The following is a 25,141-nucleotide window of genomic DNA, read 5'->3' on the forward strand; positions in this document are numbered from 1 at the left end:
GAAAGTCTAAGAATGCGCTGCGAAATGGGCGATCGTGCGGTCATAGACCGTGCGCCTGATCGCCGAGGTTTCCAGCATGACCTCGTGGCGGCCATCCGGAACGATGACCAATTCGCCTTTGGGCCAACGCTTCATACGCTCGTGGATACGCGAGGGGGTGACGATCTGCTCGTCCGTGCCAAGGAACGTCAGGCAAGGGATGTCGGGGCTTGGCATCCGCGACAGGGCAAGCATTTCGCGCAAGGCCTCGTTCAACCAAGTCATGGACGGGCCGCCAAGGGCCAGATCAGGGTACTTGCGCAACTGCTCTTGCATGATCTCGTACATGCGGGGATCAGAGGTCAGGGTGTTGTCCGCCAGCGGCGTAATCGCGGTATAGTTCTGGGTCGTCTGGCCCGGTGCAATACGGGAATCAAGACCTAAGGCACGGGCCGCAGTGGTTACAACCCAAGCAAACGGACGTGTCGGTGGGGCCATCATGATGCCCCACATCGGGGCGGAAAACATGCAGGCCTTGACGGGCAAGTCGTTCAGCAAGGCACGCAAGCCGATACAGCCGCCCATGGAATGACCAACAAGATAATAAGGTTCCGGCAATGACAGGGCGCGCACATGATCCAACATGGCGGTCACATCATCTTGATAATCGGAAAACTGGCGTACGTAGCCAAGCCCACGATCCGGCTGCATACGATCAGCCAGACCCTGACCGCGCCAGTCAATCACAGCGGTGGCATAGCCGGCGTTGGTGAATTCCAGCGCGGCATCGCCGTATTTTTCGATAAACTCGGTGCGGCCCGGAAAGACGAGAACGGTGCCTTTTGCCTGCGGCGCCATCCAGTGGGCCACGCGGATGCGCACCCCGTCAGAGGCTGTCACCCAATGGGCTGCACCGCCTTCAGGCCCATAGGCCACATCATTGTAAAGCGGTGCAGTTTCCATCACTTAGCCAAGAACGCCGGACAAAGCCATCGCCTTGCCCATATCGCCGTCGACTGTCAGCTGGCCGGTCATGAAGGCAGCCGTGGGGTTCTGTTCACCGTCAAGGATCGCCTTGAAGGTTTCGGTAGAGGCAGTCAGCGTGACGTCTGCCTCTTCGTCACCCGCACGGGCACCGTCGCCATCAATCATGATCGCGCCTTCGTCCTCAATGACGAACTTCGCGGTGCCATCAAACCCGGCCCCGCCCATCTTTTCGTTCAGGGCTATGACGGCCTCGTCGATTACTTTGCTCATGATCGTTGTCCTTTTTTCGCTTTCAGGGCGCGTCCCCTCTGGCACCTTCGGGCCGAGACGCTACATTACAAGTATGGGCAAGCATCCGATCCGCTTCAATTCTGTCGTTACGGCATTTCTGCTGGGGGTGACGTTTTCGTCATCTGCCTTCGCGCAAGAAACGTCTTTGGACGACCTATATCAAGAGCTTTTGACCGCAGACGAGACCAATCACGAACGGATTGCTGACCGCATTCTCGATCGGCTCGATAAATCCGGTTCTGCGACCATCGATTTGTTGCTGCGCCGGGGTGAGGAAGCCCTGGAGCAGGGCGACTTTGTCGCGGCAGCTGAACACTACACTGCAACAATCGACCATGCGCCGGAATTTTCGGCTGCATATTCGGGGCGTGCGCAGGCCTACTTCAACCTTGAAATGATCGGTCCGGCATTGGATGACCTGCGCGCCGCACTGGTGCTGGAACCGCGCCATTTCAACGCGATGTTCGGCGTCGGGATCATCATGGAAGGTCTGGAACGCCCCGAAGATGCGCGCGAAGTCTATCGCGCGATCCTCGAAATCTATCCGCTCGAACCGGATACACTCGAAGCGCTGGAACGCGTTAATCTGCAGCTGGAAGGTCAGGCGCTCTAGCCTGAACCACCCCCGGGGGACCGCATATGAACGCCCGCGTGACGGCTGTCCTTGGCCCCACCAATACCGGCAAGACGCATTACGCGATTGAACGGATGCTGGCCTATCGTACCGGCATTATCGGCCTGCCGCTGCGTCTGCTTGCCCGCGAGGTCTATGACCGGATCGTCGCAAAACGCGGTCCGGGCGTCGTCGCGCTTGTTACCGGCGAAGAACGGATCGTGCCGCCGCGTGCGGCTTATTGGGTCTGCACGGTCGAAGCCATGCCGCCCGGTATGGGCTGCGATTTCCTTGCTATCGATGAAATCCAACTTTGTGCGGACGCCGAACGCGGGCATATCTTTACTGACCGGTTGCTGCACGCGCGGGGTCTGCATGAAACACTGTTTCTAGGGGCCGAAACGATGTGGGGGGCCATAGCCTCGCTTGTGCCCGAAGCGGATTTTTTGAAACGGGACCGCTTCAGCACGCTGACGTGTACAGGTTCGAAAAAGCTAAGCCGCATGCCCGCAAGGTCGGCTATCGTCGGTTTTTCGGTTGAAAATGTCTATGCAATTGCAGAGCTGCTGCGACGCCAAAAGGGTGGAGCCGCCGTCGTCATGGGCGCGCTATCGCCGCGCACGCGCAACGCGCAGGTCGAGATGTACCAGAATGGCGACGTGGACTACCTTGTCGCCACTGATGCCATCGGAATGGGGCTCAACCTCGATATCAAGCACGTCGCGTTCTCTGGCCTGTCGAAATTCGACGGGCGTAGGATGCGAAACCTCTTCCCCGAAGAACTCGCCCAGATTGCCGGTCGGGCAGGGCGGCATACGGATGCTGGTACGTTCGGGGTGACCGGTGAAGCCCCCGAACTTGATGAAGCAGTCGCGGACGCAATTACCAATCACCGCTTCCGCCCTGTCACCAAATTGCAGTGGCGCAATACTGATCTTCAATTCGGGTCAATCAAACGACTGCTGCAAACGCTCGAAGAACAGACGCAGGACCAATGGTTGACCCGCGTGCGCGAAAGCGATGATCTGGCCGCGCTCAAGGCACTGGCAGGCGATGCAGAGGTTGCCGCGCGGGCCAGTGACGGACCGTCCGTGCGGCTGCTTTGGGACGTCTGCCGCATCCCCGATTTTCGCGGCATCAGCAAGGGCGAACATGCCAACCTGCTGACCCGGATCTTCAACGATCTGCACCAGACGGGCCATGTAGACGAAAACTGGTTCGCACTGCAGATCAAACGGATCGACCGCTCTGACGGGGACATTGATACACTGTCCAAGCGGTTGGCATATATCCGCACATGGACCTACGTGGCCCAGCGCAAGGGGTGGTTGCGCGACGATTCCCATTGGCGCGACGCGACGCGCGCGGTAGAAGACCGCCTATCGGATGCGCTTCACGGCGCTCTCACGCAAAGATTTGTGGACCGGCGGACATCTGTCTTGCTTCGCCGGCTCAACCAGAAGGACAAGTTATTGGCTGACGTAAACGATAAGGGTGAAGTCACCGTTGAAGGTGAATTCGTGGGCAAACTGGAAGGTTTCCGCTTCCGCATGGACAAGACCGGCAGCCCGGACGAGGCCAAGACGCTGCGCCAGGCATCGGTGCAGGCGCTTGTGCCGCAATTCCATCTGCTGGCCGACCGTTTCTATAACGCGCCCGATCCGGAAATCGACTTTACTGAACAGGGCGGGCTGATGTGGGGCGATGCCGCTGTCGGCAAACTGACCAAGGGCGATGACCCCTATAAACCTGTCGTCGAAGCCTTCGTTGATGATGAAGCAGGTCCAGACGTCACAGAGAAGGTGCGACGTCGCCTACAGCATTTCATCGACCGCAAGATCGCGTCGGGTTTCGAACCGCTGCTGGCCCTGCGCAATGACGAGACGTTGACAGGTTCCGCCAAAGGCTTTGCCTTTCGCATGGCCGAAGGTTTCGGGATCATCCCGCGCGGCGAAGTCGCGGACGAGGTCAAGGCGCTGGATCAGGACGCCCGTGGTGCTTTGCGCAAGCACGGCATCCGCTTTGGCCAGTTCACGATCTTCATGCCGCTCCTGCTGAAACCCGCGCCAACCCGTCTGCGTCTGGTGCTTTGGTCGTTGTCCAAAGGCCTGCAGGAATTCCCCGAAAGCCCGCCCCCCGGTCTGGTCACTGTGCCAGCCGCCAAAGACGCCGTGCCTGGTTACTATGCGATGGCCGGCTACCGCGCTGCGGGCGAACGTGCGATCCGCATCGACATGGTCGAACGGCTTGCAGACATGCTGCGCGATCAGGATTCGCGTGGCGGCTTTGAGGCCACGCCCGACATGCTGTCAATCACGGGCATGACGCTGGAACAGTTCGCGAACCTGATGGTTGGTCTTGGATACAAGGCCGAAAAGGGAGAGCGCGAGAAAATGAAAGCCGCCGTTCAAAATCCGCCAGACGAAGTCCCGGGCGACAAGCCGGGCGAAGTGCCGCCAGCGCCGCCGATCGACGTCCCGCCAAGCGAAGAGCCAATTGGCGTGCCGCCCGTCGAAGAACCCGTCGGTGTGCCGCCAACCGATCCACAAACCGACATTCCACCGGCTCCGCCGACCGAAGTGCCGGAAATGGAAACGTTCTTCACGTTCACTTGGGGGGGGCGTGCTGTACGACCCAAACCTGCAAACGACCGACCCCATCGCAAGGGAAAGCCAAAGGGCAAGGGCCCCAAGGCTGGCGGCAACAAACCGCAATCCTTCCAGGCCAAGCCAAGGAAGGAAAAAGCGATCGATCCCGACAACCCGTTTGCGGCAGCGCTTGCCGGGTTCAAGAAGGATTGAGCGAAGAACGCCCGACAATCCGGCTGGACAAATGGCTGTGGCATGCGCGGTTTTTCAAATCGCGCAGTCTGGCCGCCGGGGTCGTTTCGGCGGGCAAGGTACGCGTTGACGGAACCCCGGCAAGCAAGCCCGCAAGGGCGGTCGGTCCGGGTGATGTCCTGACATTTGCCAAGGAAAACGACGTCAAGATCGTCAAGATCTTGGATTGCGGATCACGACGCGGGCCCGCCCCCGAAGCACATGCGCTTTACGAAGACATGTCACCTGAACCCGTCGTGCGCCAAAAAAACCCGCGTTTCGAGGGCAAGGGGCGGCCAACCAAGAAAGATCGCCGAGACTTGTCGTCGCGGTTGCGTGATGACGGGTCGTTCCCGCTTGAATGATTGCGCCTCTTGGTCTAGCGAGTCCGCGGATACGAAACGGAACGGCCCATGACCTACATCGTCAACGACAACTGCATTGCCTGCAAATACACCGACTGCGTCGAAGTCTGCCCTGTGGACTGCTTCTATGAAGGTGAAAACATGCTGGTTATCCACCCTGACGAATGTATCGACTGTGGCGTCTGCGAACCCGAATGCCCGGCCGACGCGATCCGCCCGGACACCGAACCCGATATGGAAAAGTGGGTCGAATTCAACCGCAAGTATTCCGAAATGTGGCCTGTCATCATTACCAAGAAAGACCCGCTGCCGAATGCAGAAGAAATGGACGGCAAAGACGGAAAGATCGAACTCTTTTCCGAAGCCGCTGGCGAAGGCGGCTGATTCGCCAATCATGCGCCGATAAGCTGATGTTTTCTTGGAATGATCGCCGGAATTGCCCCTGCGCTGGCAGGGGGGGGCGTTTTGTGGTATAGTAGGCTTAATGACGCCAAAGCACTGACAATAATTCAGCGGATTTCTGACTAACGGGGGTGGAAGACACCCGCGCTGGTCTTTTTGACGTCTGAATGCCCGTCTTCATGGAAGGATGAACATGAGCAAGTCGAAGAAAAAAGAATTTCAGCCCAATGACTTCGTGGTTTATCCCGCGCATGGCGTTGGCAAGATCGTGTCGATCGAAGAACAGGAAGTCGCCGGTTTCGAACTGGAACTGTTCGTGATCGCATTCGAGAAGGACAAGATGACCCTGCGTGTGCCGACGCACAAGGCAACCGAGGTCGGGATGCGGGCGCTGGCAACTCCGGATGTCGTCTCGCACGCCATGAAAACATTGCGGGGCAAGGCCAAGGTAAAGAAAGCCATGTGGTCCCGCCGGGCACAGGAATACGAACAAAAGATCAACTCGGGCGATTTGATCGCGATTGCCGAAGTTGTGCGCGACCTGCATCGGCAGGATGACCAGCGCGAACAGTCCTATTCCGAACGCCAGCTCTACGAAGCTGCACTTGAACGCCTGACGCGCGAAATCGCGGCAGTGGCTGGTAACGACGAAGTTGCGGCAGCGGAAGAAATCGACAGCGTATTGGTTGGCCGCGCAGCCTGATCAAACCGGTCCTATGAAAAAAAGGCGGTGCCATGTGGCACCGCCTTTTTTCGTGCGCGGTTCAATCCCTAGTCGTCTGCCCGCGCCAAGGCGCGATAACCGATGTCGGTGCGATGAAACCCGCCAGGCCAGTTGATCTGATCGATCAGCGCATAGGCCCTCTCGTGCGCATCTTTCAAGGACGCACCGCGCCCGGTTGCCGCCAGAACACGCCCGCCGGTCGCCGTGACCTGTCCGCCGGACAATGTGGTGCCGGCGTGAAACGTCATCTGGAATGAATCCTCTGGCAGTGTATCAAGCCCTTTAATGACGCTGCCTTTTTCATATGGTCCCGGGTAACCGTTCGCCGCCAGGACAACCGTCAGTGCATGATCATCAGCCCAGTTGACCTGGACGTCTTTCAACCGCTCCTCGGCGCAGGCGTGCACCAGATCCAGCACCTGACCGCCAAGACGCATCATCAGGCATTGGCATTCCGGATCGCCAAACCGCACATTGTATTCCACCAGTCGCGGCTGGCCGTTCTTGATCATCAGACCGACAAACAGGACACCCTGAAAGGGCGTGCCGCGCTTGGACATCTCCATCATCGTTGGCGTGACAATTTCGTCCATCGTCTTGGCGATCACGTCGTCTGTCATCACAGGTGCGGGTGAATAGGCCCCCATGCCGCCCGTGTTCGGGCCGGTATCGCCATCGCCAACGCGCTTGTGATCCTGCGCGGTTCCGATTGGCAGCAGGGTTTCCCCGTCAGACAGAACAAAGAACGAAGCCTCTTCGCCGTCCATGAACTCTTCGATCACGACTTCCGCGCCTGCATCCCCGAACGATCCGTCAAACATATCGTCGATGGCAGCAAGCGCTTCGTCTTCGGTCATCGCGACAATGACGCCTTTCCCGGCCGCCAGACCGTCTGCCTTGACAACAATCGGGGCGCCCTGTGCCTTGATGTAATCACGCGCGGCTTCGGCGTCGGTGAAGTGGGCATAGGCTGCTGTCGGCGCATTGGCGGCGTCGCAGATTTCCTTGGTAAAGGATTTTGACGCTTCCAGCTTGGCCGCTGCTTCGGACGGGCCGAACACCAGCAAACCGGTGGCGCGCAGGCTGTCGCCGACACCAGCGGCCAGCGGGGCTTCGGGACCGATGACGACAAGATCAATCGCGTTTTCCTCGGCAAAGGTCGCGACGGCATCTCCGTCCAGAATGTTGAGATCGGCGCACCACGCGACATCGGCCATCCCCGCGTTGCCGGGGGCGACGATCAGGCGGTCGCATTTCGGGTTCTGCTTGATTGCCCATGCCAGTGCGTGTTCACGCCCGCCACTGCCCAGAATGAGTATGTTCATCGGCGTCCCCCGCTTGGCCTTTTCTGCCTCGCGTTCTAAGGTTGCGACGAGCAGAGAACAAGGGCGGCGCATGGACCTTTTCGAAGAAGAAACACCCAAGGGCAATGCCCCGGAGTTCACCGTTTCCGAATTGACCGGATCGGTCAAAAAGACCCTTGAAGGGGCTTTTGGACGTGTGCGTGTGCGCGGTGAAGTCGGGCGCGTCGTGCGCGCGAAGTCGGGCCATCTTTATTATGACATCAAGGATGACCGGAATGTCATCGCCTGCAATTCCTGGAAAGGGCAGGTCGCGGGGCTGGGCGTGCAGCCTGAAGAAGGGCTTGAAGTTATTGTTACCGGCAAGCTGTCCACCTTTGGCCCGCAGTCGAAATACAACATCAACGTCGACAGTATCGAGGTTGCCGGCGAAGGCGCTTTGATGGCGATGCTGGAAAAGCGCAAGAAGGCGCTCGCGGCAGAGGGGCTATTCGCGCCCGAGCGCAAGAAGCCCTTGCCGTATCTTCCTGAAATCATTGGCGTTGTGACCTCGCCCTCTGGTGCAGTCATCCGCGATATCCTGCACCGCTTGCGTGATCGTTTTCCGCGCAAGGTGCTGGTCTGGCCGGTCGCCGTGCAGGGGCAGAATTGCGCCCCCGAAGTGGCCCGCGCGATTGCAGGTTTCAACGCGCTCACCCCCGGCGGTGCCTTGCCACGCCCCGACCTGATCATCGTCGCCCGCGGAGGTGGATCGATCGAGGATCTATGGGGCTTTAACGAAGAAATCGTCGCGCGCGCCGCCGCCGCATCCGACATCCCACTCATCTCGGCGGTGGGGCACGAAACGGATACGACGTTGATTGATTTTGTGTCGGATATGCGGGCGCCGACGCCGACGGCGGCGGCGGAACTGGCGGTGCCGGTCCGCATGGAGCTGCTGGGCTGGGTCGATCAGCAGGGTGGTCGACTGAATTATGCCGCAAGCGCGGGGCTGGAGCAGCGCAAACAGCGATTGCGCGATCTGGCGCGGGCCTTGCCAAAGCCGGGAGCCTTGCTGGACACACCGCAGCAACGCTTTGATTACTGGGCGGAAAAGCTGCCCGTGGCGCTGATACAGGCGGCGCAAAAGAAGAAATTGCAGCTGGCGAATCTGGGGCTGCGCCCGTCCGTTCTGACGGGGCGGATGGGGCAGGAGCACCGCCGTTTGAACGAGCTGACAGCCCGGCTTGGCCCTGCGCTGACCCGTGGCGTCGCCGCGCGGCGGGACGGTTTTCGGCGTGTCACACTGCGTGCACCGGACGTGCACAGGGCGTACACCGCTTATGACACTTTGGCGGCCAGACTGGCCGCGATTGCCACCCGCCAGCAATCTGAACGCGTGGCGAGACTGGAGTCACTCGACAGGCTTCGCGAAACGCTTGGCTATCGCGAAACGCTCAAACGCGGTTACGCGGTCGTGCGCGACGGCGAGGCGCTGGTCACGCATGTCGATGCCGCCAAAGCGGCCAAGTCGCTTGAAATCGAATTTGCGGATGGGCGCGTGCTACTGCAAGGGGCAGGGACCAAGAAGAGCAAATCCGACAGCACAGACGATCAGGGTCGCCTGCTTTAGCCGAGCAGATCAGGACCAGGGCAGACCAGCGGTTTGGTGTTGTCCTTACTTTCAAACAGAACTGTTGTACCCGGTTGGTTGGTAAACACCGCCCGGATTCCTGTTTCGGTCCGGTAAACCTGCCAGCATTTCGGTTCTGGGTCGGTTTCATACACAAAGCAGATGTTGTCGCCGCGATCGAACCAAGAGCCTTCGACGCAGCGGCCAGGTCCGGGTGACCAGATCACCTTGCGATCGGGCAGGTATTGTTCAACCCCATAATCCGGATTGCCAATCGTACCGAAGGTCAGTGTCCGTCCGGTGGAATAAGCGTCGAACTCTGCCCCCGACATCGGTGTTTCACCAAGCGCCTGTGTCGCCAAGACCGACAGGATGGTGGCTAGCCGCATCATGCCCGCAACCGCCTGACGCGCGGGTTCATGACCTTGAACCAGCGCGACGGAAAAAGCGCGAGCGTCGCCATCGTCGGCAAGGAGCGTGGCAGCATTGGTCCGTCCACCGGCAGGTCGAGTGCGGGGTATTCCCGCGACGGATGTGCGTGATGATCAGAATGGCGCGGCGCGTTCAGCATCAGTGCGGATGAGAACCAGTGCGGGCTGTTCCAGCTATGTTTCGCGCCGACCGGTTCCGGCTTGCCGTTTTCGTCAATCTTGCGCGTCAGACCGTAGTGCTGCACGTAGTCGGACAGCATCAGTTGCGACTGGGCATATCCGGCCAACAGCACATAAATCGCCGCCCCCTTCAGCCCGCCAATCACTGCCGCGATGGCGATCATCAAAACCGCACCGCCGATATAATGCGCATAAGGGTGCGTCCAAAGCGGCTGGCCCTTGCGACGTGCGTTTTCGGCCTTCAGCCCGGCCTTGAACGACCCGATCCATGCGCGTGGCAGATAAGCGTAGTACGTTTCGCCCAGACGCGATGTGTTCGGGTCCATGTCTGTGGCGACAAAGCGGTGATGTACCAGCGGATGCGCCGAGGTGTGATGCCCGAACAAAAGCGAGATATAGACCCATTTGCCAAGCTGGTGCAGATGCCGTGCGCCGCGATGGATCAGTTCATGCGCGTTGGAATTGCCGACTTGCCCGAAATACATGCCTGCGGCGAGGAACAACGCGATCTTTGCGACCGTCGACAGCGTGTCACCGGCCAACCCGAATACGATCAACCCCAAAAGCGGGAAATGCAGCACGGCCAGAACGACAGACAGGCCGTTGGCTGCTGGAAACTCGCTTTCGGGCACTGGGGGTGTCACGATCTTGATCAGCGTGTCGAGCGTGAATGTCAGACCCGTCAGATAGACAAGCGCAAGCGCTGTGCACCAGCCACCCGACACCGCCCCGAGTGCGAGCAAGGGCACGGGCAGCAGTGTCGCCAGGCTGAACAGGATCATCGATCTCATGGGGTCGATATAGCACGCCATTTGTTTCCGATAAGCTATGCAAGCTGCGACAAGTTGTTTCCGGCAACGTTTGTGGCATTTGTGATGTCGCATTTGCGTCGTTTTTCGCGCGCGGCTGCGTTATCAAGGGCGCACGTTACGGGAGCAGATCATGGCATTGGACGAGCGCAAGGGTGTCTGGAAATCCGGCAAGGGCAAGGGGCGTCACCGTCCCAAGGGCCGTCAGGTCGAGGATCAGGCATGGGACGAGATCAAGGCCCTGTTGGGCGATCGTCCGCGTCGTCGTGATTTGCTGATCGAATTTCTGCATCTTGTTCAGGATGAATACGGTTGCCTGTCTGCCCCGCATTTGCGCGCGCTGGCGGAGGAAATGCGCCTGAGTCAGGCCGAGGTTTACGAGGTCGCGACCTTTTATGCCCACTTTGATGTAGTCAAAGAGGGCGAGCCCAAGCCACCCGCGCTGACGATCCGCGTCTGCGATTCCCTGTCTTGTGAATTGGCGGGTGCGCAGCAGTTGAAAGCCGCGCTGGAAGACGGGTTGGATCCGGCTGAGGTGCGTGTGATGCGCGCCCCGTGCATGGGCCGTTGCGACACGGCACCGGTTTTGGAGCTGGGCCATCTGCACATTGACAATGCCACCCCTGAAAAGGTGAAGGCCGCGATTGCCAAGGGTGATACGCATCCGCGCATTCCAGATTATGAAAATTATGATAAGTACGTGACGTCAGGTGGTTACGAGACGCTTTTGAAGTTGCGCGATGGCGCGGACTGGGAGGCCGTTCAGGAAAAGGTTTTGTCGTCGGGCTTGCGCGGTCTTGGAGGTGCGGGTTTTCCATCAGGTAAAAAGTGGGGCTTTGTGCGTGCCAATGATGGCCCCCGCTATCTGGCCGTAAACGGGGACGAGGGCGAGCCGGGCACCTTCAAGGATCGCTATTATCTGGAACGCACCCCGCATCTGTTTCTTGAAGGCATGCTGATCGCCGCTTGGGCTGTCGAAGCGAAGACCTGTTTCATCTACATGCGCGATGAATACCCTGCCGTGCTGCATATCCTCGCCAATGAGATCAAAGCGTTGGAAGACGCAGGGCTGGTTGCCCCCGGCTACATCGATTTGCGCCGTGGTGCAGGTGCTTACATTTGCGGCGAAGAATCCGCGATGATTGAGTCCATTGAAGGCAAACGCGGCATTCCGCGACATCGCCCGCCCTTTGTTGCGCAGGTCGGTGTATTTGACCGCCCGACGCTGGTGCATAATGTCGAAACCCTGCATTGGGTTGGCCGCATCTGCCGTGAGGGTCCGGAAATCCTGTCGTCGGTTGAAAGGAATGGCCGCAAGGGGTTGCGGTCTTATTCCGTGTCGGGCCGCGTGGCGCAGCCGGGTGTTTATCTTTTGCCCGCCGGGTCCACGATTATGGATATTATCGATGCGGCAGGTGGCATGGCGGATGGCCATGTCTTCAAGGCTTATCAGCCGGGTGGCCCGTCCTCCGGCCTATTGCCCGCGTCGATCAATGACGTGCCGCTGGATTTTGATACGTTGCAGCCTCTTGGCAGCTTCATCGGGTCCGCTGCTGTTGTCGTTCTGTCCGATCAGGACGCCGCCCGTGATGCCGCACTGAACATGCTGCGGTTTTTCGAGGATGAAAGCTGTGGCCAGTGCACCCCGTGTCGCGTCGGCTGCGAGAAGGCCGTCAAGCTGATGCAGGCTGACACGTGGGATCAGGACCTGCTGGCCGATCTTTGCACGGCCATGTCGGATGCCAGTATTTGCGGGCTGGGGCAGGCGGCACCGAATCCGATCAAGCTGGTCATGAAACACTTCAAGGACGAAATCTGACGCTTGCGGAGGCTTCCAAATCGGGGCGGGGCGCATTAGGTCAGTTGCAACACTGATCCAAAGGCCTGCCCCATGTCGTTTTTCAAGAAACTGAAGGACCGGATGTTCCGGTCGTCGTCCAAGATCGACGAAGGACTGGACGCGATCGTCAATGACGGTGGCGAGGCGGAGGAGGTCACGGTCGATACGGCCGCCGAAGAGGCCGAGGCCGCCCGACTTCAGGCAGTGGAGGACGCTGAGCGCGAACGCGCCGCAGCGGAGGCAGAAGCCCAGCGGTTGAAGGATGATGAGGCAGCGGCCGCGCGTGAAGCGGAAGCCGCCCGCGTGGCCGAGGAGCAACGCCAGAAGGAAGAGGACGCGCGTGTGGCGGCGCAAGCGCAGGAGGCAAAAGCTGCCGAGGAACGCGCGGCGCAGGAGCTTGAAGCAAAAGCGGCGGAGGAGCGCGCGGCGGCGCAGGCGCTTGAGGCGAAAACAGCGGAAGAGCGTGCAGCGCAGGAACGTGAGGCAAAAGCCGCCGAGGCGCGTGCGGCAGAGGAACGCGCAGCGCGTGAAGCGGCAGAGATTGAAGCCGAACGTCTGGCCGCAGAAGAACGTGCCGCGAAAGACGCTGAAGCGGCGCGATTGGCGGCTGAGGCCGAGGCTGCGCGGGTCACGCAGGAAGAAGAGGCGATCGCGCAGGCCGAAGCTGCAGAAGGGATGTCGGATACCGAGATCGAGGCGCTTGCCGAGGAGATCGAGGAGCAGGTCGAGGCCGCTGTAGACGCTGCAAACGCACCACCTGTGCGCGAGGCGGTTGTCGCGCCGATGACAACACTGACGCCATCCGCACTGGATGAAGATGAACCGAAGGCGGGCGACGCGCAGAAGGGGTTGCTGGGTCGCTTTTTCGGGCGCGAGAAGAAAACCGTCGTCCGTCGCACACTGGATGACGATATGCTTGAACAGCTTGAAGAACTGCTGATCACGGCGGATATGGGCGTGGATACCGCGCTGCGGGTGACTGCGAACATGGCCGAAGGGCGGTTGGGTAAGAAGCTGTCTGTCGCCGAGATCAAGGAATTGATGGCGCAGGAAATCACGCGGATCATGGACGGTGTGGCGCGTCCGATGCCGCTTTATGCCCACAAGCCGCAGGTCGTGCTGGTGGTTGGCGTGAACGGGTCGGGCAAGACCACGACCATCGGTAAGCTGGCCAGCCAGTTTAAGGCGGCAGGCAAGAAGGTGGTCATCGCGGCCGGCGATACGTTCCGTGCGGCGGCAGTGGAACAATTGCAGGTCTGGGGTGACCGCGCAGGTGTGCCTGTGTTGACAGCGCCGGAAGGGTCCGATCCGGCCAGTCTTGCCTTTGATGCGATGGAAAAAGCCCAGCAGGATGGCGCTGATCTGTTGATGATCGACACGGCGGGGCGGTTGCAGAACCGGTCCGACTTGATGGAGGAATTGTCCAAAATCGTGCGCGTCATTCGCAAGAAAGACCCCGATGCGCCGCACAACACGCTTTTGGTGCTTGATGCGACCACTGGCCAGAATGCGCTGCAACAGGTGAAGGTATTTCAGGAATTGGCGGATGTCAGCGGTTTGGTCATGACCAAGCTTGATGGCACAGCCAAAGGCGGCGTGCTTGTCGCGCTGGCCGACAAGTTCGGGCTACCGATCCATGCCATCGGTGTTGGTGAACAGATTGACGACCTCGCGCCGTTCGATCCCGAGGATTTCGCCAATGCGCTGGTTGGCCTTGATCGTTAGGCATTTGGGCCCCCTTGTGGGCTGTTCGCACAAATGAGCGATTGGATCGTGTCCATCGCCGGCACACCAGAGGGCGCGCGTGTTGCGACGCTTCTTGCGCTGATGTCCGCGATTGCGCATGCGATTTTCGGCGCACTTCAGAAAGGGCGGCATGATCCCTGGCTGACACGCGGCGCGATTGATGGCTGGTTGGTCGTCATTTCAGCGCCTGTGGCGCTGTTCCTGGTGCCATGGCCCAGCGGGCAGGTCGCTGTCCTGCTGGTCGGGGCGTTGGTCATTCATTTCGGGTACAAGGTGACCATGGCGCTGGCTTATGAGCGGGCGGCCTATACGGTGGTCTATCCAGTGGTCAGAGGGACGGGCCCACTTGTGACAGTGCTGGCCGCGTCGGTGATCTTTCAGGAGCATTTCACCGCGGTGCAGTGGCTTGGCGTTGCCTGCCTGTCGGGCGGTATCCTGCTGCTGGCCTTGCGCAATCTGTCGGAAGAGACCATCGATCTGCGTGCGCTGAAGATCGGGCTGGCATGGGCGCTGACGGGGGGCGTGCTGGTTGCGGTCTATACAACCTATGACGCCTTTGCAATTCGCCAGAGCGCCAACCCGTTCACCTTTCTGGCGTGGTTCTTTTTCGTCACCGCGCTGGATTTTCCGGTGCTGGCGGCATGGCGGTATCGGCGCATGATCAACCCGCCTACCCTGGGGCCACTTATGTGGCGCGGTGTGATCGGTGCAGTGATCGCCTGGTTCAGTTTTGGCGGTGTCATGTTGGCGACCCGATTGGATAAAGTGGGCGAGGCGGCGGTTCTGCGCGAGACATCGACGGTTTTTGCCGCGCTGATCGGCTGGCTGTTTCTGAAAGAGAAAGTCGGCCCGCGCCGCACCGTGCTGATGGCACTGGTTGCACTTGGTGCCGTGATCGTGGAAATGGGAGGCTGAGAGGGAGACCCATGGCCGAAATCAAGAAGATCAATCCGTTTACAAAGCAGGTTCTCGAACTGGGGCCGACCATTGTGTATTTCGTGCTTTATATGTGGATCAAGGACGAAACCTACACTTTCCGCGGGGTCGAATATTCAGGCTTTATCGTGGCTGCCCTTGTTTTCATTCCGCTTTTGCTGGCCGCGATGGCAATCCTTTGGGCCATGACGGGCAAACTGTCCCGCATTCAGATATTCACGGGGTTCATGGTCATCGTGTTCGGCGGTCTGACCGCCTATTTCAACGACGAGCGCTTTTTCAAGATGAAGACCTCGATCGTTTACGGGTTCTTTGCGGGTATTCTTGGATTGGGATTACTGCAGGGGCGCAGCTATTTGCAGTGGGTGCTTGAGGATTTTCTGCCGATGCAGCCAGCGGGCTGGATGATCCTGACGCGGCGCATCACCTTCATGTTCATAGCACTCGCGATTGCCAACGAGTTGGTCTGGCGCAATATGTCCGAGGAAGCCTGGGTCAAGATCGAGACTTTTGCCTTTCCCGCCGTGCTGTTCCTGTTTCTTTGGTCACAGATTATTCTGCTTCAAAGATATCTGATCGAACCCAAGCAGTAGCTTGACCTGAATCGGGCAGGAGTCTATCCCCGACAACGTGGCGATTTGTTACCGGATTGCGGGCCACGTTAAATATGCTGCTAAAGAGGGGTCAGGGCGCAGCCCCGATACCTTTGACGGGTATCGGGGTTTTGTTTTGGCAGAGAGGGTCAGCCATGAAAAACGAATGGAACAAGCGCACCAAGGCGGTTCACGCCGGCACGCGGCGCAGCCAATATAACGAGGTCAGCGAGGCGATCTTTCTGACGCAGGGCTTTGTTTATCCCACCGCTGAGGCTGCCGAAGCGCGGTTTATCGAAAGCGGTCCGGATGAATTTATCTATGCCCGCTATGGCAACCCGACCGTTGCGATGTTCGAGGATCGGATTGCCGCCATTGAAGGGGCCGAGGATGGCTTTGCCACGGCTTCGGGCATGGCTGCTGTCAACGGTGCATTGATGTCGATGCTGTCCGCTGGCGATCACGTGGTCAGCGCACGTGCCTTGTTCGGGTCCTGTCTTTATATTCTTGAAAACATCCTGACCCGTTTCGGTGTCGAAGTGACATTTGTCGATGGCACCGATCTGGACCAATGGGCCGCTGCGATCCGTGCCGATACGAAGGCTGTGTTCTTTGAGTCTATCTCCAATCCCACCTTGCAGGTGGTGGATATCACGGCTGTTTCCAAGCTGGCCCATGCTGTTGGTGCGAGCGTGGTTGTGGATAACGTGTTTTCCACGCCGATATACTCGAACGCCATCGCGCAAGGCGCTGATGTTGTTGTTTATTCCGCGACCAAGCATATCGACGGGCAGGGCCGTGCGCTGGGCGGCGTGATCCTTGGGACGAAGGCGTTCATTCGTGGCACTGTCGAGCCGTACCTGAAGCATACGGGTGGCGCGATGTCGCCGTTTACCGCGTGGATGATGCTGAAGGGGCTGGAGACTATGGATTTGCGCGTGCGCGCCCAGACCTTTGCCGCGACGCGCATTGCTGACGGTCTGGTTGGCCATTCGAAGCTGGCACAGGTGATTTATCCGGGTCACGACAGCCATCCGCAGTATCAGCTGACCATGGATCAGCTGGGGGCTGGCGGCACGGTCATCGCGATTGATTGCGGTTCGCAGGCGGCGGCGTTCAGCCTGATGAATGCGCTGGAGATCTTTCTGATTTCCAACAATCTGGGCGATGCGAAATCCATTGCGACCCATCCAGCGACAACCACGCACCAGCGGCTGAGTGACGCACAACGCGACAGCCTTGGCATCACGCCCGGTCTGATCCGGCTGAGTATCGGGCTGGAAGATGCGGAAGATCTGCTGGCCGATCTGATGAATGGTCTGAAAACCCTGTAAACGCAGGGTTTTCGCGCACTTGATCCGGTGGCGCTGTCCATGCGACGCTGATCACCGTGCCGCCACGGCGCATTGCGAGGAGAATGCCGATTCCTAATGATCCACGTGCGGGTCTGTTGCGTATCTATGAACAAACGATTGGAAAATCGTCAACGAAGGCCCAGTTTGAGGGGTCGGATGCACGACAGAAAGCTGCCGATATGAACATTCACTCCCCGGACTTTGACCGCGATCCCAGCCGTGAAGAGGCAGAGGCCGCGCTTGCGATGCTGCGCCGTTGGGTCGGCAATGTGACCCCTGAAGAGGTCGCAACACTCGACCCGCTGGTCGCCCGCCTGATCCCAGGTCAGGAAGTATCGAACTATCCTGCCCTGGCCCGTGCCTATCCCGAGGATTTTGCTGTCGATGACGCCTACAAGGCGTCGATGCCGGATTTGCAGAACGGTCCTGCCAGCCTGATCCGTGGCGCCAAGCAGCAGATTCAACATGTCGGCATATCGAATTTCCGTCTGCCGATCCGGTTTCACACCCGCGACAACGGCGATCTGACGCTGGAGACGTCTGTCACCGGCACCGTATCGCTGGAGGCCGAAAAGAAGGGCATCAACATGTCCCGCATCATGCGGACATTCTACAAGCATGCCGAGGAAACATTCAGCTTTGACGTCATCGAGAAGGCGCTTGATGCCTATAAATCCGATCTGGAAAGCTTTGATGCCCGCATCCAGATGCGGTTTTCCTTTCCGATGAAAGTTCAGAGTTTGCGGTCCGGTCTGGAAGGCTATCAGTATTACGATATTGCGCTGGAACTGGTTGAAACAGCAGGTGTGCGCAAGAAGATTGTCCATCTGGATTATGTCTATTCATCGACCTGCCCATGTTCGCTGGAACTTTCGGAACATGCCCGTCAATTCCGCGGCCAGTTGGCGACGCCGCATTCGCAGCGGTCTGTCGCGCGCATTTCGGTTCTGGTCGAGGATGGACCTTGCCTGTGGTTCGAGGACCTGATCGACCGTGCCCGCGCAGCTGTGCCGACTGAAACGCAGGTCATGGTCAAACGCGAGGACGAGCAGGCATTCGCCGAATTGAATGCAGCGAACCCGATCTTTGTTGAGGATGCTGCGCGGCTGTTCACGCAGCAGCTTCAGCTTGATGCGCGTATCAGTGATTTCCGCGTTATCGCGAGCCATCAGGAAAGCCTGCACAGCCATGATGCGGTGTCCGTGCTAACCGAAGGCACGACCTTTGCCGCTGAAAGCCTTGATCCGCGTCTGTTTGCATCGCTGTTCCACGTCGGCTGACGCGGCTTAGGCTTAGCGTGCGGCTAAATCGCGTCTGACCGCGACCGCGATCTGATCAAGGACGACCTTGCCGTAGGTCGCGTTCGCGTGGAGTATATCGTCTTTTGGCTGCGCATAGCGCCCTTTCATCGTCAGGCGGATTGCGCCCTTGGTGAAAGGATCGGCTGTCAGCACATGGTCGGTGATTGTGCGTGCGTTCTGCGCGATGTAGCGCACGCCAAGGGCGTCCCCAGCCCGTTCTGCCGCCGTTTCATACAGGTCTGACAAAGCTGCTGCATCGCCTGAATTGATCGCAAAGGGCAGCACGTCAAGGCTGTGCTTTCCGACCGTCAGGATGCCTGTTGTGGTGCGCGGTTGGCTGCACAAGTAGATCGGCACATCGGTGCCTTGGCGCAGGACACGGATAAACCGTCCCGCCAGTTCGTCGGTCAGTTTTTCTGTCGCCATGGCAAGGAATGCCGGTCGGGACACGAGTGACCATGCTTTCGTTGGGGCCGGGTCGGATTGGACCGAGGGCAGGGCGGCCCAGCGGGCCTTGCGGTAAAGCCATGCGATACGTGACAGTGCGAACCCGCATCCGGTGATGACGATTGCATCGGTATCGCGCAGATCGACCTGGTCCAGACCGGCAAGTCGCGAAAACGAGAATTTTGCGTCTTCGGATTCCGGCGTCAGTATTCCGTCCGTGCAGGACGTTTCCGCAAGCCCGTTCTTGTGCGCGCCGACAAAGGTCAGGTTCAGGTCGGGCCAGCGCCCTTCGTGACGTTTGAACCCGTCGCGCACTGCCGCGAGGTGCGAATTGCCGAACACGCAGACGTTCAATGTCATTTGGCGAAGGCTTGCAGCAGCAATTCGTCGCAGACCAGATCGTCATCTTCGTCCGGGTCGTCATCGGGTGTCGACTCGTCAGGTGGTGCCGGATCGAACAGACCGTGCGCGGCAAGAAAGATCCCCATGACCTTTTCCACCCCTTCTGCAGAGACACTGCGCATGTTGGGCGCGAACCACGGGCCGCCCGATGCGGGCGCGGTGATGATTTCGTAGGACGGGAAGTAGTCGACGTCGTCCGTCGCCGCCACGAATGCGCCCGCTGCGCTGCGCAATGTCGCCTTGGAATAGGTCGTTGCGCTTAGCACGTGTTCTGGTGTCGCCGTCGCTGTGAGTGGCACGGGCGAGACCGTCAGGAGGAGTTCCATTGCCGGATTGAACTGGCGCAGTAGGTCGCGGATTTGCGCGAGGTCTGCCAGAACATCGGCATGTGTCTGGTTGTAGAACCGGTGACGGTCCGGATCGAACGTGCCGCCTGCCACACCGGGGCTAAGTGGAAAGACCCGCCCTGTCTGCACGTCTTCCCAGGTTTCGGTCAGGCCAAGCGTGAAGACGAAGACATCGGTTTTCTTCAGCATGTTCCCCAGCCGCAAAAGGTGATGGCGGCGGTGCAGCAACACCTCTTCCACGCTGTCGAGACCTTCGGGTTCGACCGTCGGGCGGAACGCATCGACAAAGCGGTCGCCCAGTGGCCAGACGTGGTCTTTGGACGGGTCAGGTGCGACGGCGTCCTGCAGCAGTTGGCGCATTTGTCGCGCGGTATAGACGTTTCCGTAGCGTGCCGAGAATAGCCCGTAGCCGAACCGTTTGGCTGTCTTTTCCGTCATCCCGCGCGGGGCTTTTTCACAATCCAGCACCTTGCAACCCGCAGCGCGCAGATAGGTTCCGATGTGTTGGGCGAAACAGCTTCCTGCGGTCGCAACGCGCGTTGTCGGGTCGATTCCGAAACGTGGCGCATAAAGCCCCGGAAATTGCGTGCGGTCCGCGTCGGTCACAGCCGTGCGCCAGAAGGCACGGGTTGGAAGGTCGCGGTAAGGATGGGACATGCGCATCTTTCGTTTTGCGGTTGCTGCAAAGATACGGCGGCAGGTCACAGGCTTGCAAGGGGGCGGGTGCGCTTGACTTGGCCTTTGGCACAGGCCAACCCTGCGACATGATAGATTTGCGCCCGGTTGGATATGTGATTGGCCTGCTTGTGGCCGCGCTGGGCGCGACGATGTGCGTGCCGCTGATTGCCGACCTGATGGCGGGAAACGGGCATTGGCCTGTCTTTGTTGAAAGCGCGATTTTCACCATCCTGACCGGCGGTCTGATCGCGCTGGCCTGCGCCAATGGTGTCAGCGAGGGGCTGAGCCTGCGCCAGACCTTTTTGCTGACGGCGCTGGTTTGGTGGATGTTGCCGGTCTTCGGGGCGATCCCTTTTGTGCTGGGGGCGACGAACGCCAGTTTCACTGATGCCTTCTTTGAAGCGATGTCGGGTCTGACGACAACAGGGGCGACGGTGTTTTCCGGGCTGGAGGCGTTGCCAGACGGGTTGAAACTATGGCGCGGCATGTTGCAGTGGCTGGGCGGTGTCGGGATCATCGTCGTTGCCATGGTTTTCCTGCCAGAGCTGCGCGTCGGGGGTATGCAGATTTTCCGGTCAGAAGCCTTTGATACGATGGGAAAAATCTTGCCGCGCGCCGGTGAGATCGCCAAGCAGATTTCGTTTATCTATATCTTTCTGACGGTGTCCTGCATCCTTTGTTATGTAGCGACCGGGATGCCCACGATTGACGCGATCGTGCACGGGATGACGACCGTGTCGACAGGTGGCATGGCGAATTCCGATGCGTCATTCGGTGCATACGGGGCAGCGGCGCATTACGTCGCTGTTGTCTTCATGTTTCTGGCTGCATTGCCTTTCGTGCGTTTTGTCCAGTTTGTCGCGGGAACGGCACGGCCCATATTGCAGGATAGTCAGATCAGGACGTTTTTCACGATCCTGATGATTTGTGTCCTTCTGATTACCTCATGGCTATGGGGACGGCAGGGCGAAATCAGTGAAGTCGCCTTCCGCGAGTCGCTTTTCAACGTCCTGTCGATCATGTCCGGCACCGGCTATTCGAGTGCCGATTACATGCAATGGGGCACATTTCCCGTCGTTCTGTTCTTTTTTGTCGGTTTGATTGGTGGTTGCGCGGGGTCGACTGCCTGTTCGATCAAGGTGTTTCGCTATCAGATCCTGATTGCCTCCATCAAATCGCAGATCCGCCAGATCCACGCGCCGCACGGTGTGTTCGCCCCGCGCTATGAGGGCAGGCCTATTGGGGACGACGTCATCAACTCGGTTATTTCGTTCTTCACCATCTTCATCCTGACGCTGGGTGTCATCGCGGTATTGCTTGGGCTGACAGGTCTTGATTTCATTACGTCTGTCAGTGGTGCCGCGACGGCCCTTGGCAATATCGGTCCCGGTCTTGGCCCGGAAATCGGACCGGCGGGGAATTTTGCGGGGCTCAATGATATTGCAAAGTGGATTTTGCTGCTGGCGATGTTCATCGGCCGTCTGGAAGTTCTTGTCGTGTTCACAATCCTGTCTGTCCGTTTCTGGAGAAACTGATGCAACGTCCCCTTGGTGCCCAGATTTCCCATATGCTGAAAGATCGCGGGGTCGAGGTAATCTTTGGCATTCCCGGCGTGCATAATCAGGAGCTTTATCGCGGGATCGAAGAGGCCGGTTTGCGCCATGTTCTTGCCCGCCACGAGCAAGGTGCCGGGTTCATGGCCGACGGCTATGCGCGGGCGACGGGCAAGCCGGGCGTCGCATATGTGATCACCGGGCCGGGGCTGTGCAACATCATGACACCGATGGGGCAGGCCTATTCGGATAGCGTGCCAATGCTGGTGATTTCGTCGTGCTTGGATGAGACAGCGGCGACGCGCGGGCAGTTGCACCAGATGAAGGATCAGGAAGGGGCGGCACGGGCGGTTTGTGATTGGAGCGAGACAGCACGGACGGCAGAGGCGGCTTATGCGTTGATTGATCGCGCGTTAGCCGAGATGCGTACTGATCTGTCCAAACCCAAGCACATCAGCGTGCCGATTGCACAGCTTGAGGGAAAAGCAGACAAGGGATGGCAGACGCGCGCGTTCCTTGGCCCCCGACCCACACCGCCGGAACCGGAGTGGCCTGCATATGTGGCTGACCGATTGAAGAACGCGCACCGCCCGGTCTTTATCTTTGGTGGCGGGGCAAAGCAGGTCGGATTTCCTGACATGGGCGAAGCACTGCCCAAAACCCTGATGCGTGTTCTTGAACGAACCGTTGCGGCCAGTTTCACGACCTACGCCGGACGCGGCATCGTTCCTGATGACGCGCCGCTGCATTTTGGCGCAACACTTGCTCGTCCAGCGAGTGCTGACGTCTTTGCCCGCGCCGATCTGGTCATTGCCGTGGGCACGCAACTGTCTGAAGTCGATTTGTGGCGCGCCCATCCGGGACATGATTGCCCGACGATCCGCGTCGATATCGATCCGGAGGTCTTGTCCGCAACGTCCAATCAGCAGATCCCCGTGCGCGCAGATGCGGCGACATTCATGGCGTTGTTGTCGGAAGAACTGAGTGAAGGCGGAACATCTGAATGGACCCCCACCGAAGTCGCCGACTTTCGCGCCCGTGTGCGTGCTGAAATCGACGCAGAACGCCCCGGCATACTGCCTGTCGCGGATGCGCTCAAAGAAGCGCTCCCTCCCGACACTATGATCTACTCCGACATGACCCAATTCGCCTATGCCGCCAAAGAGGTTTACCCCATGGACCGCCCCGGGCACTGGCACCACCCCTACGGCTTCGGCACGCTCGGCTACGCGCTGCCTGCGGCCATCGGTGGCAAGATTGGTGTCGGCGATAAGCCCGTCATCGCCATCGCTGGCGACTATGGCTTTCAATATACGTTGCAGGAACTGATGGTCGCAGTGGAACTGGAACTGACCCTGCCCATTATTATCTGGGACAACGGCAAGCTGGGTGAGATCGAGGACAGCATGGTGCGCGCCCAGATCGCACCAAACGCCGTGATCCAGAAGAACCCCGATTTCATCAAGCTGGCTGAGGCTTATGGTGCCGATACGGCGGCACCTGAAACCTTGGATGCGTTCAAGGCTGCCGTGCGGACCGCACTAGGTGCGAAAGGGCCGACATTGATTTACGTGCGCGCGGATATTGCCTCAAGTCCCTAATTGGTCACCGTGGCCCGCGCATTGATTCACGTACCAAAAAGGAATTTGTGAATCACCAGCAGCTGACAAGTACGGTTTGATCGGCGGCGCGCAGCGTCAGTGTTTCGGGCGGCATGAAAGCGACCGTGTCAGTGGTTTGCACTGCGATTCCTGCGGCATCGAGCGAAGCGAGGATGACTTCTGCATCGACTGAAAAGCTGACCTCTGGTGGCAGAACCTGCCCGTTCTGGTTTTCGCGCGGTAGCAACATCCCGAGAACAGAGCCGCCGTTATCAAAGACCGGGCCACCAGCATCACCGGGCTGCGCGGTCAGATCGAGCCGTTTGACTTCTTCTTCACCGTTCAGGCCACGGATGTCTGCCAAGCGCCCGAAGGTAAGGGACGGAGTCACAAGGATGCCACCATAGGGATATCCCGCGACCGCGACTTCGGATTGCAGGCGTGGCACGCCAAGCTGGAAAGCGGCAACCGCAAGCGGGGCAAGCGGTTCATCAGGGCGCAGGACGGCGATGCCCGCCTCTGTATCTGTATAGGCGACTGTTGCCTCATGTTCGGAGTTGATCGTCACACGGTCGCAAGAGCCGATTGCCTCTGCCGTGGTCAGCACCGTGCCTTGGGCGTCGATGTAGAACCCGCTGCGCGAGAGCTTTGGTTTGCGCACTTCGAGGCCCGCGACCAGATCAATCGCCTGATCTTCGCCGGGCGTGGCAAGTGCCGGGTCCAGCACGCCGTCGATGGCTTCAAAGCTGTCCAACATTTCCTGCAGAATACGGCGGCGGCGTTCGTCGTCACCTTCGGGCCAGATCAGCGCGAAGCCTTTGATCTGTCCATTATCAAGCCGTGCCGTCACATAGGAATGGATGCCCTCGCCGATGCCTTCGATCTGAAAGCTGCTGTCGCGGCGTGATCGTTCACCTTCTGTTGGCATGATTGCGAGCGTCTGGAGGATTTCGTACAGGCCGAACAGGCGGTTCTGGTCACCTTGCTGGCTGATGAACAGGACCGTTGCATCAAGGTCGCCCTTGGCGTCAAAGCGCACGAAAGGCGGTTCGTATTCGCTGAACGCCACAACGCCCGTCGGCACGAGCATCTGGATGCCGGATGCGTCGTCGCGCACCAGTTGCAAATCCATCCCGTCAAGCACAGCGTTGTAGGCACCGAGCAGTTCGACGCGTTGCGCTGACGTCAGGATACCTGTCACTTCGTGGTTGTTGGCGGCCTGCCATTCGCCCATGGCGCTGCGGGTTCCGCGTCCGAACGCACCGTCGATGGCGGCGTTGTAATAGCCCGCCCATTGCAGCGCGACTTGCAGGTCTTCGCGTGCGGCGCGATCAAGGAGTGCTTCGGAGGCGCGCGCTTCCTGCGGTGTTTCATCTGCAGGTGTGATCGGGTCGGGTTCGACAGGGGCGACCACGAGTTCGGTCGGCTCATCAGTTGGTGCGTCCGGTGTCAGGGCGGGTGGCTGCGGTGTGCCGGGCAGGGGTTGTGCCGTTGTCTGTGCGCCAACCCCGACTGGCCAGAACTGCTGACGGAAGTTGCGCCCGAGCGCGATGAAGCTGTCGGCGGGAATGCGCCCTTCGCGTTTGTACTGGCGCAAAAGCGTGTTGGCATCTGCGCGACTGTAAGGCCCCAGAACGATGCCATACCATCCGCCACCGATGGAATAACCCGACACGTCTTCAAGCTGGCCGGCATAGGCGCGGACACGGTCCTGTGCCTGACTGAGTGTCGGTTGGGCCTCGATCTGGACCCAGACGGGTTGCTGGGCATGGGCCGCACCGGTCAGCCAGAGTGTCATCAGTAGAGCAGCAAACGCGCGTATCATCGTT

Annotated in this window: 22 protein-coding genes and 1 riboswitch; of the genes, 14 read left to right on the forward strand and 8 right to left on the reverse strand. The window is 59.4% G+C overall.

Features of this window, described 5'->3' with window-relative positions; genetic code table 11:
* Window positions 1-6: 6 nt before the first annotated feature.
* Both BMY44_RS02735 and BMY44_RS02740 read right to left on the reverse strand, forming a co-directional pair.
* Window positions 7-942 (reverse strand): alpha/beta hydrolase, encoded by a 936-nt coding sequence (locus BMY44_RS02735; RefSeq protein ID WP_089989976.1) that lies wholly within the window; start codon window positions 940-942, stop codon window positions 7-9.
* A 3-nt stretch (window positions 943-945) separates the two neighbouring features.
* Window positions 946-1,236 carry an SCP2 sterol-binding domain-containing protein gene (locus BMY44_RS02740; protein ID WP_089989978.1) on the reverse strand — a complete coding sequence of 97 codons (291 nt, stop codon included), beginning with the start codon at window positions 1,234-1,236 and terminating at the stop codon, window positions 946-948.
* On the opposite strand from BMY44_RS02740, the gene BMY44_RS02745 reads away from it, so the two are divergent.
* The 5 genes from BMY44_RS02745 to BMY44_RS02765 all read left to right on the forward strand — a co-directional run bounded on the left by BMY44_RS02745 (window position 1,235) and on the right by BMY44_RS02765 (window position 6,159).
* The gene (locus tag BMY44_RS02745; RefSeq protein ID WP_242650468.1) at window positions 1,235-1,870 is read left to right on the forward strand and encodes a tetratricopeptide repeat protein; all 636 of its coding nucleotides are present in this window, start codon (window positions 1,235-1,237) and stop codon (window positions 1,868-1,870) included. The genes BMY44_RS02740 and BMY44_RS02745 overlap by 2 nt on opposite strands.
* Window positions 1,871-1,896: 26 nt before the next feature.
* On the forward strand, window positions 1,897-4,671 hold the full coding sequence (locus BMY44_RS02750; RefSeq protein WP_089989980.1) for a helicase-related protein: 2,775 nt from the start codon (window positions 1,897-1,899) through the stop codon (window positions 4,669-4,671).
* Window positions 4,668-5,054: an RNA-binding S4 domain-containing protein gene (locus tag BMY44_RS02755; RefSeq protein WP_089989982.1), complete on the forward strand. Its 387-nt coding sequence runs from the start codon at window positions 4,668-4,670 to the stop codon at window positions 5,052-5,054. The genes BMY44_RS02750 and BMY44_RS02755 overlap by 4 nt, the downstream gene beginning before the upstream one ends.
* Before the next feature lie 48 nt (window positions 5,055-5,102).
* Window positions 5,103-5,438 (forward strand): ferredoxin FdxA, encoded by a 336-nt coding sequence (gene fdxA, locus BMY44_RS02760; RefSeq protein ID WP_089989985.1) that lies wholly within the window; start codon window positions 5,103-5,105, stop codon window positions 5,436-5,438.
* A 211-nt stretch (window positions 5,439-5,649) separates the two neighbouring features.
* Window positions 5,650-6,159 carry a CarD family transcriptional regulator gene (locus tag BMY44_RS02765; protein ID WP_089989989.1) on the forward strand — a complete coding sequence of 170 codons (510 nt, stop codon included), beginning with the start codon at window positions 5,650-5,652 and terminating at the stop codon, window positions 6,157-6,159.
* A 68-nt stretch (window positions 6,160-6,227) separates the two neighbouring features.
* Here the strand turns inward: BMY44_RS02765 and purD are convergent, their stop codons facing one another.
* Complete coding sequence (purD, locus tag BMY44_RS02770) at window positions 6,228-7,505, reverse strand: phosphoribosylamine--glycine ligase (RefSeq protein WP_089994447.1); 1,278 nt, start codon at window positions 7,503-7,505, stop codon at window positions 6,228-6,230.
* Between the two features lie 70 nt (window positions 7,506-7,575).
* Here purD and xseA point away from each other — a divergent pair, with 70 nt between their 5' ends.
* On the forward strand, window positions 7,576-9,093 hold the full coding sequence (gene xseA, locus BMY44_RS02775; protein WP_089989991.1) for an exodeoxyribonuclease VII large subunit: 1,518 nt from the start codon (window positions 7,576-7,578) through the stop codon (window positions 9,091-9,093).
* Here the strand turns inward: xseA and BMY44_RS02780 are convergent.
* Entirely contained in the window at window positions 9,090-9,485 is a 396-nt protein-coding gene (locus BMY44_RS02780) for a hypothetical protein (RefSeq protein ID WP_089989994.1), read from the reverse strand. The two genes, xseA and BMY44_RS02780, sit on opposite strands and share 4 nt — an antisense overlap.
* Window positions 9,482-10,486: an alkane 1-monooxygenase gene (locus BMY44_RS02785; protein WP_341349638.1), complete on the reverse strand. Its 1,005-nt coding sequence runs from the start codon at window positions 10,484-10,486 to the stop codon at window positions 9,482-9,484. The genes BMY44_RS02780 and BMY44_RS02785 overlap by 4 nt, the downstream gene beginning before the upstream one ends.
* 160 nt (window positions 10,487-10,646) lie before the next feature.
* On the opposite strand from BMY44_RS02785, the gene BMY44_RS02790 reads away from it, so the two are divergent.
* The 6 genes from BMY44_RS02790 (at window position 10,647) to folE2 (ending at window position 18,263) form a co-directional block, all read left to right on the forward strand.
* The gene (locus tag BMY44_RS02790) at window positions 10,647-12,332 is read left to right on the forward strand and encodes an NAD(P)H-dependent oxidoreductase subunit E (protein WP_089989996.1); all 1,686 of its coding nucleotides are present in this window, start codon (window positions 10,647-10,649) and stop codon (window positions 12,330-12,332) included.
* Between the two features lie 576 nt (window positions 12,333-12,908).
* Window positions 12,909-14,078 (forward strand): signal recognition particle-docking protein FtsY, encoded by a 1,170-nt coding sequence (gene ftsY, locus BMY44_RS02795; protein ID WP_423219742.1) that lies wholly within the window; start codon window positions 12,909-12,911, stop codon window positions 14,076-14,078.
* 33 nt (window positions 14,079-14,111) lie between these two features.
* Window positions 14,112-15,014 (forward strand): DMT family transporter, encoded by a 903-nt coding sequence (locus BMY44_RS02800; protein ID WP_089990002.1) that lies wholly within the window; start codon window positions 14,112-14,114, stop codon window positions 15,012-15,014.
* Window positions 15,015-15,025: 11 nt separating this feature from the next.
* Complete coding sequence (locus BMY44_RS02805; protein WP_089990005.1) at window positions 15,026-15,628, forward strand: inner membrane-spanning protein YciB; 603 nt, start codon at window positions 15,026-15,028, stop codon at window positions 15,626-15,628.
* 27 nt (window positions 15,629-15,655) lie between these two features.
* Window positions 15,656-15,735, forward strand: a riboswitch (SAM riboswitch).
* Window positions 15,736-15,783: 48 nt separating this feature from the next.
* Window positions 15,784-16,962 (forward strand): O-succinylhomoserine sulfhydrylase, encoded by a 1,179-nt coding sequence (gene metZ, locus BMY44_RS02810; protein ID WP_089990007.1) that lies wholly within the window; start codon window positions 15,784-15,786, stop codon window positions 16,960-16,962.
* Window positions 16,963-17,162: 200 nt separating this feature from the next.
* Window positions 17,163-18,263, forward strand: a complete 1,101-nt coding sequence (gene folE2, locus BMY44_RS02815; RefSeq protein WP_089994452.1) for a GTP cyclohydrolase FolE2 — start codon at window positions 17,163-17,165, stop codon at window positions 18,261-18,263.
* 12 nt (window positions 18,264-18,275) lie between these two features.
* Here the strand turns inward: folE2 and BMY44_RS02820 are convergent, their stop codons facing one another.
* A complete protein-coding gene (locus tag BMY44_RS02820; RefSeq protein WP_089990009.1) occupies window positions 18,276-19,091 on the reverse strand; it encodes a hypothetical protein in 816 nt (271 codons plus the stop codon).
* Window positions 19,088-20,137, reverse strand: a complete 1,050-nt coding sequence (locus tag BMY44_RS02825; RefSeq protein WP_165611772.1) for a GSCFA domain-containing protein — start codon at window positions 20,135-20,137, stop codon at window positions 19,088-19,090. The genes BMY44_RS02820 and BMY44_RS02825 overlap by 4 nt, the downstream gene beginning before the upstream one ends.
* 107 nt (window positions 20,138-20,244) lie before the next feature.
* Here BMY44_RS02825 and BMY44_RS02830 point away from each other — a divergent pair, with 107 nt between their 5' ends.
* Window positions 20,245-21,693, forward strand: coding sequence for a TrkH family potassium uptake protein (locus BMY44_RS02830; RefSeq protein ID WP_089990015.1), 1,449 nt, complete (start codon window positions 20,245-20,247; stop codon window positions 21,691-21,693).
* Window positions 21,693-23,312, forward strand: a complete 1,620-nt coding sequence (locus BMY44_RS02835; RefSeq protein ID WP_089990019.1) for a thiamine pyrophosphate-binding protein — start codon at window positions 21,693-21,695, stop codon at window positions 23,310-23,312. Before BMY44_RS02830 ends, BMY44_RS02835 begins: the two co-directional genes overlap by 1 nt.
* 52 nt (window positions 23,313-23,364) lie before the next feature.
* Here the strand turns inward: BMY44_RS02835 and BMY44_RS02840 are convergent, their stop codons facing one another.
* A complete protein-coding gene (locus BMY44_RS02840; protein ID WP_089990022.1) occupies window positions 23,365-25,137 on the reverse strand; it encodes a trypsin-like peptidase domain-containing protein in 1,773 nt (590 codons plus the stop codon).
* Between the last annotated feature and the right edge of the window lie 4 nt (window positions 25,138-25,141).

Origin of the sequence: Cognatiyoonia koreensis (genome assembly GCF_900109295.1) — a bacterium.
GTDB classification, from domain to species: Bacteria; Pseudomonadota; Alphaproteobacteria; order Rhodobacterales; family Rhodobacteraceae; genus Cognatiyoonia; species Cognatiyoonia koreensis.